The sequence below is a fragment of the Streptomyces sp. NPDC016459 genome, from assembly GCF_040632845.1.
Taxonomy (GTDB): domain Bacteria; phylum Actinomycetota; class Actinomycetes; order Streptomycetales; family Streptomycetaceae; genus Streptomyces.
Window position 1 is genome coordinate 40055 of sequence record NZ_JBEYCR010000008.1, and the last position, 16181, is coordinate 56235.

At 69.1% G+C, this 16181-nt stretch carries 14 protein-coding genes and 5 pseudogenes; 9 read left to right on the forward strand and 10 right to left on the reverse strand.

What is annotated here, in order from left to right; genetic code table 11:
• Nucleotides 1–83 precede the first annotated feature (83 nt).
• The gene (locus ABZ567_RS20420; protein WP_360791847.1) at nucleotides 84–653 is read right to left on the reverse strand and encodes a TetR/AcrR family transcriptional regulator; all 570 of its coding nucleotides are present in this window, start codon (nucleotides 651–653) and stop codon (nucleotides 84–86) included.
• Nucleotides 654–735: 82 nt separating this feature from the next.
• Here ABZ567_RS20420 and ABZ567_RS20425 point away from each other — a divergent pair, with 82 nt between their 5' ends.
• A complete protein-coding gene (locus ABZ567_RS20425) occupies nucleotides 736–882 on the forward strand; it encodes a hypothetical protein (RefSeq protein ID WP_360791850.1) in 147 nt (48 codons plus the stop codon).
• Nucleotides 879–1406, forward strand: a complete 528-nt coding sequence (locus ABZ567_RS20430; protein WP_360791852.1) for a hypothetical protein — start codon at nucleotides 879–881, stop codon at nucleotides 1404–1406. Before ABZ567_RS20425 ends, ABZ567_RS20430 begins: the two co-directional genes overlap by 4 nt.
• 61 nt (nucleotides 1407–1467) lie before the next feature.
• On the opposite strand, the gene ABZ567_RS20435 is transcribed toward ABZ567_RS20430, so the two are convergent.
• The 3 genes and pseudogenes from ABZ567_RS20435 to ABZ567_RS20445 all read right to left on the reverse strand — a co-directional run.
• Nucleotides 1468–1908 (reverse strand): DUF4396 domain-containing protein, encoded by a 441-nt coding sequence (locus ABZ567_RS20435; RefSeq protein ID WP_360792318.1) that lies wholly within the window; start codon nucleotides 1906–1908, stop codon nucleotides 1468–1470.
• A gap of 620 nt (nucleotides 1909–2528) precedes the next feature.
• Nucleotides 2529–3236 carry an SDR family oxidoreductase gene (locus ABZ567_RS20440; protein WP_360791855.1) on the reverse strand — a complete coding sequence of 236 codons (708 nt, stop codon included), beginning with the start codon at nucleotides 3234–3236 and terminating at the stop codon, nucleotides 2529–2531.
• 187 nt (nucleotides 3237–3423) lie between these two features.
• Nucleotides 3424–3764 (reverse strand): annotated as a pseudogene (locus ABZ567_RS20445) (alpha/beta hydrolase); the annotation flags it as partial.
• Nucleotides 3765–4165: 401 nt separating this feature from the next.
• Here ABZ567_RS20445 and ABZ567_RS20450 point away from each other — a divergent pair.
• The 5 genes and pseudogenes from ABZ567_RS20450 to ABZ567_RS20470 form a co-directional block, all read left to right on the forward strand.
• Nucleotides 4166–4282, forward strand: a pseudogene (locus tag ABZ567_RS20450) (IS5/IS1182 family transposase); the annotation flags it as partial.
• 306 nt (nucleotides 4283–4588) lie between these two features.
• On the forward strand, nucleotides 4589–5554 hold the full coding sequence (locus tag ABZ567_RS20455) for a hypothetical protein (protein WP_360791858.1): 966 nt from the start codon (nucleotides 4589–4591) through the stop codon (nucleotides 5552–5554).
• A 122-nt stretch (nucleotides 5555–5676) separates the two neighbouring features.
• Entirely contained in the window at nucleotides 5677–6144 is a 468-nt protein-coding gene (locus tag ABZ567_RS20460; RefSeq protein WP_360791860.1) for a hypothetical protein, read from the forward strand.
• 399 nt (nucleotides 6145–6543) lie between these two features.
• On the forward strand, nucleotides 6544–6840 hold the full coding sequence (locus ABZ567_RS20465) for a DUF1778 domain-containing protein (RefSeq protein ID WP_360791863.1): 297 nt from the start codon (nucleotides 6544–6546) through the stop codon (nucleotides 6838–6840).
• The gene (locus tag ABZ567_RS20470; RefSeq protein WP_360791866.1) at nucleotides 6837–7223 is read left to right on the forward strand and encodes a fic family toxin-antitoxin system, toxin component; all 387 of its coding nucleotides are present in this window, start codon (nucleotides 6837–6839) and stop codon (nucleotides 7221–7223) included. Before ABZ567_RS20465 ends, ABZ567_RS20470 begins: the two co-directional genes overlap by 4 nt.
• A 277-nt stretch (nucleotides 7224–7500) precedes the next feature.
• Here ABZ567_RS20470 and ABZ567_RS20475 read toward each other — a convergent pair.
• Nucleotides 7501–7764: pseudogene (locus tag ABZ567_RS20475) on the reverse strand (HNH endonuclease); the annotation flags it as partial.
• 18 nt (nucleotides 7765–7782) lie between these two features.
• A complete protein-coding gene (locus ABZ567_RS20480; RefSeq protein WP_360791869.1) occupies nucleotides 7783–8433 on the reverse strand; it encodes a hypothetical protein in 651 nt (216 codons plus the stop codon).
• Nucleotides 8434–9066: 633 nt separating this feature from the next.
• On the opposite strand from ABZ567_RS20480, the gene ABZ567_RS20485 reads away from it, so the two are divergent.
• Nucleotides 9067–9351 carry a hypothetical protein gene (locus ABZ567_RS20485; protein WP_360791871.1) on the forward strand — a complete coding sequence of 95 codons (285 nt, stop codon included), beginning with the start codon at nucleotides 9067–9069 and terminating at the stop codon, nucleotides 9349–9351.
• Nucleotides 9352–9400: 49 nt separating this feature from the next.
• Here the strand turns inward: ABZ567_RS20485 and ABZ567_RS20490 are convergent, their stop codons facing one another.
• Together ABZ567_RS20490 and ABZ567_RS20495 are read right to left on the reverse strand one after the other, a co-directional pair.
• Nucleotides 9401–11836: a polysaccharide lyase 8 family protein gene (locus ABZ567_RS20490; RefSeq protein WP_360791874.1), complete on the reverse strand. Its 2436-nt coding sequence runs from the start codon at nucleotides 11834–11836 to the stop codon at nucleotides 9401–9403.
• 311 nt (nucleotides 11837–12147) lie between these two features.
• Nucleotides 12148–12792 carry a GAP family protein gene (locus tag ABZ567_RS20495; protein ID WP_360791877.1) on the reverse strand — a complete coding sequence of 215 codons (645 nt, stop codon included), beginning with the start codon at nucleotides 12790–12792 and terminating at the stop codon, nucleotides 12148–12150.
• 1051 nt (nucleotides 12793–13843) lie between these two features.
• Here ABZ567_RS20495 and ABZ567_RS20500 point away from each other — a divergent pair.
• A pseudogene (locus ABZ567_RS20500) lies at nucleotides 13844–14162 on the forward strand (transposase); the annotation flags it as partial.
• A gap of 761 nt (nucleotides 14163–14923) precedes the next feature.
• On the opposite strand, the pseudogene ABZ567_RS20505 reads toward ABZ567_RS20500, so the two are convergent.
• Nucleotides 14924–15391, reverse strand: a pseudogene (locus tag ABZ567_RS20505) (transposase); the annotation flags it as partial.
• A 476-nt stretch (nucleotides 15392–15867) separates the two neighbouring features.
• Complete coding sequence (locus ABZ567_RS20510; protein ID WP_360791880.1) at nucleotides 15868–16161, reverse strand: chaplin; 294 nt, start codon at nucleotides 16159–16161, stop codon at nucleotides 15868–15870.
• Between the last annotated feature and the right edge of the window lie 20 nt (nucleotides 16162–16181).

A 16181-nucleotide genomic window follows, 5' to 3' on the forward strand; every position in this document is an offset into this window, starting at 1 on the left:
GATTCTGCCCTATCGCGGAGAGTCTGGCGTGGGTTGGGCTCGATGCCCTGGGCGAGACCGGCGACCGCAAGACACTGGCCGGTTCAGTGAGTCGGGCGCAGGCCGTCGAGGGTGACGGCGACCAGACGGGCCACCGCGGTCTGGGACGTGAGGGCGGCCGCGGCGGTCAGGGCGTGGAGGCAGTACTGCGCGAGTTCGGCCGGCGGAACGTCCGAGCGCAGGTCACCAGCGTCGGCCGCTTCGGCGAGGAGGTGCTGGAGCAAGCCGGTCAGGTGCCGCTCGGCGTGTGGGACATGTTCGCCTTGGTGTAGGAGGGCGGCGAGTTCGCCGCCGTGCCGCTGGCGGGCGATGCCCGCGTACGCCTCCAGCACCGCTCTCAGGCGCTCCACGGCGCTGCCGGTCTGGTCGCGGATGCTCGTGAGTTGCTGGAGGTGGGCGCCGACCTGGCGCTCATGCCAGGCCAGCAGGACCGCTTCGACGTCGGAGAAGTACTTGTAGAGCGTGGCCCGCCCGATCCCGGTCTGCTCGGCGATCTGGGACATGGTCACCGACCGCAGGCCGCCTTGGGCCGCTAGCTTCGCGGTGGTGTCCAGGATCGCCTCGCGCACGGCGGCGCGGTGCGCGTCGATCGTCTCGTTCCACAGCTTCGGCACCCACCCAGGATACGGACGTCCACAGGGCATACACTCAGTTTCTGGTAGAGACACAGTGTCTCGAAAAATGGGTGGAGGCGTCATGGCAGGCTCACCGGACCGTCACGATGACGACGGCGAGGGGGCGCCGCGCTGGGTGAAGGTCTCCGCGGCGGTCGCTGTCGGTCTGGTCGTGGTGTTCGTGATCGTGCACCTGGTCGGCGGCGGCATGGCGGGGCACGCGCCGTGAGCCCGTTCCCGCCGCGGCTCCGCAAGCTGATGCTCACGCTGCACGTCACCTCCTCGGTCGGCTGGCTGGGCGCGGTCGCCGCCTTCCTCACCCTCGCCATCGCTGGCCTGACCAGCAGCTCATCCCAGACGGTGCGGGGCGCCTATCTGGCCATGGACGTGGTGGGCTGGTACGTGATCGTCCCCTTCAGCGTTGCCTGCCTGCTGACCGGCCTGGTGCAGTCGCTGGGAACGGCGTGGGGGCTGCTGCGGCACTACTGGGTGATCGCTAAGCTGCTGATCACCGTGGTCGCGACGCTTCTGCTGCTGGTCCACATGCAGCCGGTCGGCCACCTCGCGGATGCGGCCGCCCGGGCTGCCCTCGCGGGCGGCGAGCTGGAGGGCATGCGATTCCAGCTGATCGCGGACGCGGCCGCCGCCCTGCTGGTGCTCCTGGCGGCGACCGCCCTGTCGGTGTTCAAGCCGCGCGGGGTGACCCGCTACGGACGCCGTCGCCGGCGCGAGCAGATTCCCCAGCCGCGCTGAACCGCTCAGCTGAGCCGTGTTCAGCGTCTCGGTCAGCCTCTCCATGCGAGCGGGGCTGGGGTCAGTGGTAGGCGTGGACGACGGCGTGGCCCTTGCCGCGGCCGATCATCCACTTGTTGACCGGTGTCGTGATCACGAAGGCCACGGCGAAGCCACCCAGCAGCGCCGTCCAGAACAGCGCGTCCGACAGGTGCGCGTCCATCGCCCCGGGCGTCAGGGCGATGATGCCGTTGTCGACGAGCTCCATCACCGCGATCGAGACGGTGTCCGCGGCGAGCGCCACCTTGATCGCGCTCTTCCAGTCCAGGCCGGCCCGGCGGACAGCGAACAGGGTGAAGGAGTAGCCGAAGACGAACGCCAGGGTGATGGCCAGGACCATCGTCTGGACATTGCCCCACATCAGGGCGGTGCCGATGACCATGCCGAGGATCTCGCCGATCGCACATCCGGTCAGGCAGTGCAGCGTCGCCTTCGCGGCCGCCCCCCAGGTCACCGGGCCCATCCGATGCCCGGAGTGACCCGCGCGCGCCTGGTGCGCCGTGTGGTCCGGTGCGGTGTCGGTGTGGTGTGCGCTGTCGTCCATGACCGTCATCCCCAATCCCGTCCAGTGTGACCCCGCTCTCGCGGACTCACATCAAGCATATACCCCTGGGGGGTATTCCGCGAAGGGTCGTGAGCGCCGCAGAAGGCGGAGGGGTGTGCCGGGCCGTGGGGCCTGGCACACCCCTCCGCTGGGGTGGGTCAGCTCCTGTCGAGCAGGCGTTCATCCTGGTGATCTCGACGGTCTGCGAGGTGATGACGGCGTCGGCCATTGTGAACAGGCACGCCCATGACAGCCAGCCATCCCCACGTCGGACATCCGGCAGCAGCAACGGTCACTGCGCAACAACCATGATCACTAACGCGGTGCGCTCTGAGCAGGAAAAGCCCTCCCATCCCTGCTGACGCCCCTCCGATGTCACCGGCGCACCCATTCACACAACCCTGAGCTGCGTATTAACCCAGCTCAAAACTCGAACGGTGCTGGTTCGGGGGCTCGGCGTAGGCGCTGGGAGCGTGCTTGTCAGAGTCCTGCCAGCAGAGCCGGTTCAGCCCGGTGGGCGACAGCCGAGTAGGAGCCTCCTACCAGGCCAAGGGTGCGCCTTCCCGGAAGAAACCGCCGGTAGGACCGGAATCGGGCACGGTGGCGGCCCAGACGACACTGGCGGCGCCCTGCTCGACAGGTCCGCCACTCGGACCGCCCATGTCGGTGGCGATCCATCCCGGACAGACGGCGTTGACCAGGATCCGCTCGGCGAGCAGTTCGTCAGCGAGCTTGCGGGTGAGGGCGTTGAGGGCCGCTTTCGAGACTCCATAGGCGGGGGTCCCGCCGGACATGTGCGACAGGGAGCCGGACTCGCTGGAGACGTTCACCAGGCGGGGGTGGGGTGAGCGGCGCAGGAGCGGCAGGAACGCCTGCGCGGTTCGCCAGGCGCCGAAGAGGTTGGTCTCCAGGGTGCGCCGGACCTCGTCGAGGTCGGCGAAGACGGCCCGCTGGGTGGTGTCGTAGTTGATGGCGGCGTTGTTGACGAGGACGTCGAGGAGCCCGAACTCTTTCTCCACGTTGCTGGCGAGAGTACTGACGCTGTCAGCGTCGGTCACGTCCAGCCGGTAGGGCAGCAGCGTGCCGGGCACTCCGGGGGCCAGGTCGGCGACGGCCTGTTCGGCGTCCTTTGAACGGCGGGCGCACAGCAAGACGGTGTGGCCGAGCGCGGCGAGCTGCCGCGCAGTCTCCCGGCCGATTCCCCGGTTGGCGCCCGTGACCAGCGAGACTGGTGCAGCGGTGCTCATATTCTCTCCCCTACGCGGACGATCTGGACCCAGCAGCACGTTATGGCATCGTCCTGCGTACACAGATCAGGCACGGACTGGCAGCGGGCAATGCGGGCAGTGCCCTCCTCAAGCTGAACGCGAACCCGCGGAAAGTAGACGCTCTCGTTCCTTGTACCGCCACTGCCGAACCTTTACCTCATTTCGGTCACGCCGCGAGTGGACGGGGTGGGGGCGCAGCGAGTTCGCCTAGGACGCGGGCTGCCGGCGCGGGGTCGACGAGCATTTCAGGTGACCGCCTTCCAGGGTCTGGACGTCGTACGGATTGTCGGGTGTCAGCTCGTGGCCCTCGTGGATCAGGCGGTCCTGTATGGCGAGGGGCAGGCTCGTGTCGTCGGCCAGGCGGATGTAGGTCTTTGGGATGCGGCCCCAGGTCAGGGCCTGGGCCCGGTCGGCGGAGCCGCCGACGTCCAGGTTCTCGTCGGGCTGGAAGGTATTGAGGAAGGTGAGGAACTGCTCGTCGGTGCCGTCGGCGAGGCAGGCCGCCTTACCTGTTCCCGGCCTCACCTGTGGGATCAGCGGGCCAGCATCCACGCTACGAAGAGACTGCCTCGCCCTGTCAGGGCTGGCGCTCGTGCATCTCATCCGCAGTCAGCCAATGCCTCCAGCACCGAGGACCACTTTTTCGATCATTTTGACTGGGCTCAAGCCATACCGGGGCCGAAGGCCGGGCGCTTCCGCGCGAGGTCACGACGACGGTACCGCGGCGCCGGGTCCGAGCCCGAGGATCACGCGGTGGGACACTCTCTCGGTGGCTTGAGCAGGAAGGACCACCTGGCTCGTGACAACCGGGCACAGCTCTGCCCATCCACGTCACCACGGGCCAGACCGGTGACGCGATGGCCTTCGAGGCCGTCATGGCCGCAATCCGCATCACGCGAGGCGGACTCGGTAGGCCAAGGACCCGCCCCCAGGTCGTCCCGGCCGACCCGGCCCACTCTTCCCGCGCGATCCGTGGGCACCTCTGTCGACGCGGCATTCGGGCCGTCATCCCGCAGCCAGCCGACTCGCCATGACCCGCTCTTGACAGAGCGGTCGGCACCAGCGGGACCATGCCGCTGCGGAGAGCTTCGATGAGACCTTGACCTGAGACACCAAGAAAGGAAGCGTCGGCCAGGAGCGCGTGAGGCAGTCACGCCGCGTTCCAGGGACTATCCGGTCACAACGCGACGCGTCGTCAGTGGACTTGGCGGCATCATCCCGATCGCTTCCAGGCGGAGCTCAGTTAAGCTGACTGCTGCCGCCTGGCAAACGGTGTCCACGCTTCGGGGGAAGCCCCCAGGCCAGTTCAACCTCGCCCCGGGAGCATTCCAATGAAGCGCACTGACGCCCCACGCCGGACGGAGGTCTCGAGTGGACGCCACACCCAACGCCCGACCACCCCGGTCGGAGCGATCGTCGCGCTGGTCTCGCTCATCCTGACCGGATGCACGGCGGCCACCGAGGCGTCCCAGCGCACCTCGGTAGTGGGTGAGAAGCTCACCTATGCCCAGGAGTTGCGGATCGCCGACGCCGAGCAGCACCTGATCACGCGCTGTATGAGGCAGCAGGGATTCCACTTCTGGGAGGAGAAGTCGCTGACCCTGGAGGAGAGCCGGCCGATTGGTTACGTCCAGGACGACATCGACTGGGCGCGCAGTCACGGCTACGGCAGCCGGATCATGGCGAAAGAGGACCGTGCCCGCCTGCGCAACCCCAACATCGCCTACCGCAAGTCCCTTTCCCGTTCGCGCCAGACGGCCTACGACACCGCGATGGACCGTGGGCGGAACGCAGTACTGCTGAAGTCGACGACACCGTCCGGCGGCACGATCACCAAGCAGTCCGGCGGCTGCGCCGGGCAGGCCGAGAAGGTGCTGTACGGCGATCCGGCGGCGTGGTTCCGCACCGACGCGACCGCCAGAAACCTGCGCCCCCTGTACGTGGGCAAGCTGCTGCGCGACAAGGAGTTCACGACCGCGGTGGGCGCCTGGTCGACTTGTATGAGCAAGGCGGGCCACCCCTTCCCCGATCCCGCCGAGGCCCGTCGATCCGCGCGCGAGCACCGCGCGGAGCAGACCCAGGCCGAGGAGGCCAGGACTTTCGCGAACGAGACGCGGATCGCGGTCGCCGACGCCACCTGTGCCCGGTCCGTCTCTCTCCGCTCGATCGGCGAGCGGCGCGAGGCCCATTACGTCGGCGAACTGGCCGGTCAGTACGGCGACCTACTCGACGCCCGCCTGCAGATGCAGCGGCGCGCCCTCGCCCGCGCCGAGCGCCTAGTGCCCGCCCGTGCCTGATTCGGATCGCTCGGGCTCCCGACTTCCGCGACCTCTTGTCATGGACAGACCCCGCGACAACGCTCGCGGTTCGTCAACCCGCCCACGCCTCCCACGAGGCGGAACCAGAACAGGAATCCGTCATGCGCAAACTGACCGTCTTCGTTGCCACCCTGGGCGTCGCGGCCCTCGGCATCGCCATCCCGACCGCGGCCCACGCGGGCCCCGGCTGTAACGCCAACTGGAACTCGCACGGCCGTGACGGCAACGTTCGCGCCTGGGACGGCACCGACTGCGGCGGGTCCCTCCTCGGCGTAACCCCCGGCAATGACCCCTCGTGGGGCGACGGCTTCGGGCCCTTCCAAGGCTCAGACGCGGACAGCGCATCGTCGGTCATGAACAGCGGTTTCATCGGCGGCAAGGATGTCGTGGCCTTCTACTGGCGCGATCAGCCGGACTCCACCTCGTACGGCTGCCTCAGCCCGGGCGAGTTGTACGTGGACGACCTCAGCCGAAACCGTTTCACCAACGACGCGAACATGAACAACAACATCCGGTCGCACGTCTGGGTGACCGCGAGCGCCTGTGCCGCGGGCTCCTTTATCAGCTGAAGCCCTTTGTGACGACCATAGTTCCCCGGCCAGTCATGGCCCGTCGGCTTCGCGCCGACGGGCCGTGCCGTTCACTGCCTGCTCGAGCGGCATTGACGTCACGGCCAAGAGAGATGCCGCTCTCGGCCCACTGCAGGGTCTATAGGTTGATGGCGTGCCAGTAGGTCACCCGCCGTTGGCAGCCACCGTGCCTGTGGTGGCTCGCTCCACACCTCGTACACCCACCCTCCCGCTTCCACCATCTGGCGTATCCAGCCGAAGGTGAAGTCCACGGTGTGTTCGCTCGGGCATCCCCTTCGCGTTGTACGGCAGCAGGCCAAACCCGCGGTGGAGGAATGAGACGGGCGGCTGCCGGCAGGGCCCTGCCCGCAGCATGGTACCGGTGGTACCGTTGGCGCTATGACGGAGCCGAAGGCCATGAATCTGCGTTTCCCCGACCCTGAGCAGCGGGCTGCAATCGCGGCCGCGGCGAAGCAGGAGGGTGTGAGCCTGCAGGAGTACATCCTTTCCGCCGCTTATGCCCGTGCAACTGCGGTCGAGCAGCGGTTCCTGGAAGGCTTCAAGCAGTCGACGGCGCGCAGCGGGGCCGCGTTCGCCGCCGAACCCAGCACCACTGACCTCTCACAGGAGCAGCGGGCCGCCGAGCGGCAGGCCCGCACCGAGCTTGAGCAGCAGAAGCGGGGCCAGGCCGCGTGAGCCAGCCCGGACCGCCGTACCCGCTCGACATCACCTTCCTCCTGCACGCCGCCGAGCTACTCGACGGCGACCCGCAGGTCGACGATCTCGGCCCGCTGTACGCAGCTGTCTCCCGGGTCAACGCCGGCGCCATGGGACGCGACGTCTACGACTCACTTCACCTCAAGGCTGCTGCCCTGCTGCAGACCCTGGTGAAGCTGCCCTGCCTCGAGCACTCGGGCGAGGCGTTCGCCTGGCACTCCACCGAGGCCTACCTCGCCCTGAACGGCCACCAGCTCGACTACCCGCCCAAAGCAGCCGTCGCCCTCGTGCGCGACGCCGCCGACGGGACCCTGGGCGTCGCCCGCATCGCCCGCCAACTGCGCGACTGGACCGTCGACTGACCAACACGCCCCTCCAGTCCCGCCCATCGATGGTGGGACGTGTCAGGGCAACCCGGGGCCGCCGCCAGAGGTAAAGGCCACCCGAAGGGTTGGCTCAGGGGAGCGCCCCCGGTACGACGAGCGCGGTGGAGGTTCCTGGCATTCCGGTCGACGACGTCGCAGTCGTCGGCCGCCGCCCACCACGCCGGCGGGCCGCTGTAGCCGAAACGAGCGGCCGCCGACGGGCGGTCCGGTGCGTGGCCCGCGGGCTGCGCCGGTTACGGGGCCGGGGTGTAGGGACGACGGTGGTCTCACACGGACCGCCGGCGTAGACGCTGATGGCGTCACTCTCACGCTGGTCGGCGGCCTGGCCCCAGCGGAGCTTGGTCGCGGTCCACACGGCGAGGCGAGGTCGCGGCAGGTCGCGCCCGGGGCCGGCGGCATCCACGTCGCCGGGTCTCAGTCCGCCTTCTGACGGTTCGTCCGCGCGGTCACCGCGACCAGGCTAACGGCCGCGCCCTGGTCGTGTCGCGTACGCCTCACGCCGCGCTGCGTCCCAGGCCCGCCGCCACAGGCGCGGTCAGCCCGTGAGGAAGGCGCCCTCGGAGCAGGTGCGGCAGACGAAGACGTAGCCCAACTGGCCGCCGAGGTTCATCGCGGTCTGCCGGTCGATCCCCTCCTCCAGGTGTGCCGCGAATTCCGTCGTGCCGGAGCAGGAGGGGCACCCGGGCAACCGGTCGTCGTCCAGGTAGGAGGGGCTGCCGCCGAGCGATCCGAGCACCTCGCGTTGCTTCCCGAACCGTTCGCCGGGCTCCCGCTTCCACCCTGAACGGGCGAGGTCGTATGCGTCGCGCCGGAGATCGTCGCTGGGGTCCTCCGAAGGTTCGAGCGTCACGACCCGGGTCGTGATCGCCGACACTGCAGGCAGAAGCGTCACGCCCTTCTCGGGTACGGCCATCGGTACCAGTCCCGTGGACGGGAGAAGAAGGACCCGATTCGCCCCGGAGGTCGCGTCCCACAGCTCGCAGGCGCCCGGTTCGTTCTGGCACACGAACACCGACAGGACGCCGTACTCGACCGGCAGATGTGCGAAGAACTGCATCGGCCCTCCGCAGTAGTCGCCGCACACCGGCCAGGTGAACCCCTCGGGGGCCAGCGGCACACCCCCGGTACGGGGCACGTCTGCATCGGGCGCGGCCGTGCCGCCGTAGATCATCAAAGTTGCCTGCATGGAGGAAGGCTACGGGCAGTCGACAGCTCAGGATCCCTGCACCGTGCGCCGTCGCAGGACATCCCGATGCGCTCCGAAGAGGGGGCGGGCACTCCACGAGCTCGGCGACACCGGCGGCGGTAAGCGGGCCAAGGACGGCGCGATGCTGATCCTCAGTCAGTCTTCCGCGCTTGTGTACGGCCCGTCGGTGATGGCGCAGGCGGACTTGCTCTGTGTGAGAAGGCCCGCGAACCTGGTCCAGCGTATCGACGAGCACGAGCAATGCCGATGAGACGTGTGGTCAATCGCGGAATGCTCCGAGGTGGCACCCGGGCCGCGCCCTCGCTCGAGCGCTTACCCGCCATGGGGTCTTCGATGGGCCGAAATGGGGGGCCGACCCAGCGTGGGGCCGCGCTCAGGGTCAGCCGCTCCACGATCCGGTGCCGACGCGAGGTTGCGGCTACCCAGGCCCATGCAGGACGAGATGGCTTCGGGGTTCCGGTCCCGAAGCATTACCGCGGGCCCTCGCGGCCCACAACGCACAGGCCCCCACATCGCTGTGCGTAGCGCTACTCAGGCGCCGGGGGGCCGCCCTGCCACACGATGGAAGCGTCGTCTACACGGCGGAACCGATCCGCCCAGGAGGAATCGCACATGCGAGACAGCCATGCCCGCACATTCGTCCGGCTCACGTTCGCCAACCCCGCCTCGCTGGTCTATCTCGGCCTGGTGGTCACGGCCGCGCTTCCCCTGGTGTTCGCCTCAGTGACCGCCGACGCCGGCTTCGCAGCCGTCTGGCTCCTCCTGATCACTGCCCCCACCAGCATGGTTCTGCTTGCTGACCAGGACACTGATGAGTGCGTCGGCGGCGCGATCTCGGGGGCGCACCCCGACGAGAGGAGGGCCCACCTGGGAACAGGTCGCATCGGCCCGCCGTAGGGCCCGAGCCGCCCTCCCCCGCGCGCACGCGGGCGCGTCGCGGCGGGTTTCACGCGAGCCTGACCACCGCCTTGTGCGTGGCGGCGAGCGTTCCCGGCGTGATCCGGAGCTGGAGCGCGGAACCCGTGGCCACCACCTGGACCGTCGCGTCCTTGGACAGCACCGCCGACACGGGGCGGTTCCAGGTGAGGTCGATCGTCGCGCCGTCGCGCAGGGGGCCGGAGACGCACACCGTGGCGGTGGTACCGGACTCCCGGATCAGCACGGACGCGGGGGCGCCCGCGGTGACGCCGCCGACCGTGCCACCGAGCCAGAAGTTGATGCCGGTGAAACCCTGCGCGGGAACGCGTACGCCCTGCTGTTCCTTGGTGTTGACGAGGACGGTGAGCCAGTTCGTGTCGGCCGCGCGGGCGGCCGTCTGCGCCTGGCTCGCGCCGGGCATCAGGACGTAGGAGTACGCGGCCCAGGTCGGATCGGTGCCGTGGTCGAACCAGAGGGTGAGGTACCGGCGGGTGACCGGATCGGTCACGGCGCCTTTGTTGATGTCCGACCACGCGCCCGTCCGGGCCTGGCGCAGGGCCTTCAACGCCGGGGCGCCGCCGGGGAATACGTACCCGGCGTGACCGGCGAGGTGCGCCCACCGCGCGCCGGTGAGGGTGGCGCTCCAGCCGAGCGTGGTCGGCTGGGCCGTGCCGTCGACGGTGAAGGCGTGCACGCCGGTCTCACCGAGGTTGCGGTTCTCCACGACCGACTCGACGCCCGTGCCGTCGCGCCCGTGGATCCCGGAGCCCAGGCAGACGATCGCGTCGTCGAGAAAGAACCAGGACTTCTTGGCCAGCAGCGTGGAGGACAGGCCCTTGAGGTACTGGCCCACGGCCGCGTGCGTGCCGTCGGTCGTCCCGCCCACCCAGCGCACGTCGGGCCGGGCCGCGCCCCAGGTGCCGCCTTCACCGTCGACGAGCGGCTTGCGGGAGGCGGTGGTGCCCGGCAGCCGGTACGGGTCGACCGTCGGCCAGAAGTCGTCGCTGTACTGGCCGTTGGCGAAGGTGTCGCCCCACCAGTAGAGCATTCCCGAGCCGCTGTGCCAGGCGCGCAGGTTCTCGCCGTTGCCGTTCTCGTAGTACGTGATCCGGTTCGACGACATGGAGAGCGAGGCCGCCCAGCCGGCGCGCCGGTGCACGGCCCGGTCCATACCGGAGAAGAGGCGGTGGCCGGACGGTTCGGGGCTCACCGAGGCCGCGCCGTCGTTGACGGCCTTGAGGCGGGCGAGCGCGGCGACGCCCAGCGCGGGGCTGACGAGCAGCGGACTGTAGTGGTCGCGGGCGATCCAGCCCTTCACCATCCCCTCCCAGCGGGCCTTCTCCACCGCCGACGCGGTCTGCGCGAGCAGCGTGACGCACGCGATGATCGCGTGGCCGCGCAGATGGTCGTCCTGACGGACGCCCCGGGTGTCCGACTTCTGTATCCCCCGGCTGATCGCCCGTCCGGATACGGCGTCCATGGCCAGACCGTTGAAGAGGAAGGGTGCGTACGCCTTCTCCACCGAGTCGAACACCACCTGCCGACCACCGTCGGTGACCTCCCATGGCGAACCCTTGAGCAGCGTGAACAGCAGGGACAGGCCGCCGAGCATGACCGCGCCGTACGAACCCGCGTAGGGGACGTAGGTGTGCTGGATGAAGCTCCCGTCGGCGAAGAGCCCGTCCCCACTCGTGACGTACGGGAAGACCGGCGTGAGCGCGTCACGGGCCAGGGTCAGCTTCGCGGCGGATCTGCCGACGACGCCCCGCAGGGCGAGGACCCGGCACAGGTCGACCCGGTTGGCGCCGGTGGACGTGCCGGTGTAGTTCGCCACGACGCTGTCGGGGACGAAGTGGTCGACGGCGGCGCAGTGTTCGGCGATCCGGGTCGCGCCGAGGTGGTCGTACAACAGGATGTCGATGTCGAGCAGCGCCTGCGGAATGCCGATCTGCCAGTTGTACCAGTTGCCGTAGCGGGCGTGTGTCGGGTGGTACGCCTGGTCGTGGAGGTGGTCGAGCCCGGCGAGGATCTCGGCCCGCAGGGCCGTGTCGCCGGTGAGACCCGTGCCGGGCTGGGAGTACGCCTCGGCAAGGGTGCGCAGTCGGTTGTAACTGGTGTTGAGGTTCCCGGAGTATGTGTACGACTCGGCGTCCGTGTCCGGCTCGGGGTCGGCGTAGGGCAGGTCCGGCCAGAGCGAGCCGTTCGTCCGTGCCATGGAGGAGCGCAGACCACGGGCGGTGTCGCCGAGCGCGGCGAGCTTCGAGGCGAAGGGCTCGGCGGTCGGAGTGACGTTCGTACCGAGGATCAGTTCCCGCCACGTCACGCGCAGCGCGTCGTACGCGTCGGCGGCGCGCGCGGGCGTCGCGGCGAGCGGCACCGCGAGCGGTGCGACGGCGGCGGTGCCCAGGGCGGCACGCAGCAGACCGCGTCGAGACAGCAGGGAAGCGGGCACGGAGGAGTGCATGGCGGGGCGGACCTCCTGGGGAAGGGCGCCCGGCGGTCGGCGCTGTGGCCGACAGCATGCCCGGGACAGAAAGGTTTTAGGCCAAGGGAACAGCGTCAGCCACGCGCTGGGCGAGCTCCCCGCACCCGCGGGCAGCTTCAACGTCTTCCTCCGCCTGCGCTGGCCCCAGCAGCCCGCCCTCACCGGCGACTGGACCCCGCCCACACTGCAACGCACCAGCTGAAACCTGAGGGCCCCGTCACCTCCCCGAAGGATTACTCGTCGACGCCATCAAGCCGAACAAGAGGGATCGCAACCGGGGCCCGCCTGCTTCAGGAGACCAGCTCGTAAATGCTCACGGCGGTCAGCCAGAGACCGGCGAGCAGGGAGATCGTGACGATCAGTTGTTCCTGGTGCTGCCCCAGCCAGTTCCGCAGGGCGTTCAGCCGGGCGTTCGCGGCCGTGGGCGCCCAGACCGCGTACATCTCCATGACGATGAGGCTGAGGGTGGCCAGCAGGCAGTAACAGGTCAGCGCGAGCCAGTCCCCAGCGGTGGAGAGGTTCGCCTCAAGGGCCGCTGCGGCACCGGCGCCCACGAGTCCCCAGGGCTGCAGCAGCCACGCCAGACCGGCTGCCGTGACCCAGGATGCGTTGTCGATCCGCGCGGCCCAGCGCGGTGGGCCGTGCGGGCGGGGCGGCCGGCGCCGCCGGTGCGCGCCGTACAGCACCAGGGCCAGACCGATGGCGAGCTTCGCGGCCAGCGCGGCGGTCGAGGGCGCGCTATGTCGAGCCGGAGGCTGCCCGCCCGTCAGCAGCACCACGACGGCGATCACGGCGATCAGGTTGGCCAGCCACGACAACAGGAACGCCAGACCCTTACGGACGCCCCGCCGCGAGGAGAGCAGCAGGATGAACGCGCTGTTATGCAGGGGCCCCAGGGTGATAGCCGTACCGATCACTACCAGGTCGAGGACCATCGGACCAGTCGCTCCTGGCTGTCAGGGTCGTCCGCGCCCCGTGGACGAGGGGCCAGCCGACAGAGGGAAGCGGCGCTGCCGCGGTGCCGCACCCCGACTGTGCAGGCGGCGGCCTGGCGGGTCAAGCAGGCCACGCCCACGAAGCCCTGTCGGCCCATTCGGGAAAAGCCTCGTCGGCTGACGTCTGCCTCGGCTTCAACGAGGCCACTGATTGATCCTTGGAGGTCATCTCATCTGGCTGCCGATAGTGGGGAATATTGCTGGTAGGAGCGTCTCGATCGCTGTTGAATGCCCCGATGAGCGACTACTGGACACGGAGGAGTCGGCAATCCTGAGGAGGACGTTCAGCGCCACTACCTCACCCCCACCACGCTCGAGGCCGCGACCGGCGAAGTCGCTGTCTCCCCCGGAGGCCTCACCCTCAAGCCCAGCTAGGTTCTGTCCGGCCGATCTTGGGTTATGGGAGGATGCCGCCCATGACATACATCCGAAGGGGCCGTGCCTCGTAGAACACCAGCGTCACTTCGGCCGCGGGAACGCGGCTGGGGGGGTAGACCCTGGGCACGGTATCGCGATGTCACGGGGCTGTCGGGAGCGGCGAATGCCGCTGTCCGTGTGCTCGAACGGGATCGGTTGTCTCCGGGCATCGTGGCGGTGGCGCTGAGGGTGTGGTCCGTGCGCGTCCACGGCACGAGGCGCCGGTGGAGACAAGGGGAGGCGGAGTTCACCTGTCTCTGCTGCGGCGAGGGTTGGGCCCGGGACAAGCTGCAGGATGCCCTGTTTATGCTTCCGCCAAGGGCCTCCAGCGAACTTCGGGTGCAGGTCGAGCGCCTGGACGCGGTGCTCCTCGGGCGAACGCACCACGAGGCGACGACAGAGCCGGAGTTGGCGTGGTGGCATCGCAGGTGCTGACCCGTAACAATGTCGCCTACTGGTTCGTCGGCTCTTGCGTGACTGGCCGGGGGGATCTGACAGAGGGCGGAGTAGCGAAGTCTGGAGCCACTGGCCCGCGGGCAGTAACCGCTGCGAGCGGTGGCGCGATCACCGCCAGGTGGGCAACGGCATCCTGCACCGGTGCGAACCGGGGGTGCAGTGGCGTGACCTGCCTGAACGCTACGGGCCGTGGAAAACCGCCTACGAGCGCCACCGGCGCTGGCCGGCCGTGGAAGACCGTCTACGAGCGCCACCGGCGCTGGCCAGCCGTGGAAGACCGTCTACGAGCGCCACCGGCGCTGGCCAGCCGACCGTACCTGGGAACGGCTACTCCAGCAGGTACAGGCCAAAGCCGATGCCGCCGGTGGGATCGACTGGGACGACTCGGTAATCCCACCTCGATTCCTGCCCACCAGCATGCCGCCGGCGCGCGGAAAGCCCCGCCGCCCGCCGCATCACAAGGGGTGGGCCGCGCAGCCCAGCACCCTGAAGATCACCACTCCGTCACAGCAACAGGCCTGGGGTGTAGGTGCTCGAGCTCCTGGAAGGGAAGGCGTCCCCACGGCTGAGGTGGGTGACCTGGTGGCGGGCTGGAGGCCCGGGGGCGCAGCCGGGGGCGCAGCGTGCATTGGTGGAGCTGGGCGGCATGGCGTCTGTCGGGACGGCGGGGCTCAGGCGCGCCGCTCCCGGCAGGCCTGCACGTACTTGATGCAGACCCACACGGCCAAGGTGAGGACGCCAGCCAGTATGACGACGCCGACAAGGAAGGGAACGATCATGCTGCCAGCATCTCAGGCGATCCTGCAACGACCTCCAGTACCCCCGGCTGGGGGTGGAGCACCTGGAAAGGCGTATGTCCGGGAGACGGTCCTGCCGCGCACCCACCCCGCACGACGCGGTTGTCTTTGCCCACGGCCTCGAAGGCCCATTTGTGCACGATGGTGACAGGTGCGTTGAAGGGCGGCTTCTTCGAGTCCTTGGGCAGACAGTTCTCGGGTTCTGGCTCACTTTCCGTGGAGCTTGCCCCCTGAGTGACGGTTGCGCCGGGTGCGGCTTGTCGGAGCGCGTTTACGGCTCCTGTCTGCGTCTTCCTGCCGACGTGCCCAGCGTCGGCAGGCGCCCTGGCTCGTGGCGCGCCTCTACCCGCGTGCTCGCCGACGTGGCAAGGAGGGGCGGATGGCGGGCGTTCTCCGGCCATAATCTCGGTGAGGATATGCGTCCAGTGCTTGGCGCCCTCGCAGCCGTCGCCGACCCACAGCCCGAGGACGTCGCGGCGGCCCTCGGTGGTTACGGCCAGGGCGACGTAGATCGGCCGGTTGGCAACGGCGCCGTCGCGGATCTTCACGTGGATCGCGTCGATGAAGACCACCGGATAGACCGCGTCCAGAGGCCGGTTCTGCCATTCGGCCATGCCGTCCATGACCTTGTCGGTGATCGTTTGAGATCGTCTGGCGGGAGACATCCGCGCCACAGACCTCAGCGAGGTGGGCCTGGACCTCGCCGGTGGTCAGGCCCTTCGCGGACAGGGAGATGACCATCTCGTCGACGCCGGACAGGCGCTTCTGCCGCTTCCTGGCGATCTTCGGCTCGAACGTGCCTTCGCGGTCGCGGGGGGGCACGGCTATCTCCACCGGACCGACGTCGGTCAGATGCAGGCCCTCGGCCTGGGCGCGGAGCCGTGTCCGTCGGACTCCCTGCCACACAACGGCACTCCCCGAAAGGAACACCGCCGGACCCTCTGGGACGCCGATTGTCCGTGCGCGTCCAGATGGGAGGGGATGTGGGTGCGGAAGGATGGCGGGCTGCGGAAGAACTTCCGCAAGCGGCGCGGCCCGGGCATCAGCCGAGCAGGTGATGGTTCAGTCGCTGCGGCCAGATCCCCGGACTGAAGTCCGGGCCCGCGATCCGCATCCGCGCCGTGTCAGGTCCGGGCCGGTCGTGGCAGCCCGGCACGAACCCCACCTCGGCGTCGGCGGCACCCTGGCGCGGTCCGGCGACCACATCAGGTACGCCCGCGGCCTCCCCCCGGAGGAAGGGGGAGGCCGTTTTGTTCAGGGCGGTTGCCCTGCGGCTGTTTTTTGAAGCTGGCGGACCTGCGGTCGGCATCCTGCTCTCAGCAGGACGTCACAACCGGTGGTGCTGTCAGTACTCGCCGTTGTGCTCGCCCTTGTGCTCGCCCTTGTGGCCGTCCTTGAAATCGCCGTTGATGCAGGTGTTACCGAAGGCGGGGTTGAGGAGGCCGACGACGTTGACGGTGTTGCCGCAGACGTTGATCGGAATGTGAATGGGCACCTGGACGACGTTGCCGGACAGCACGCCGGGAGAGCCCACGGCAACGCCCTCGGCCACGGCGTCAGCGGCGGCCATTCCGGCGCCCCCGGCCACCATGGCACCAGCGGCGAGGGTTACGGCTACCGACTTTGCGAAACGCGACATGGAGATCTCCTTGGAAACTG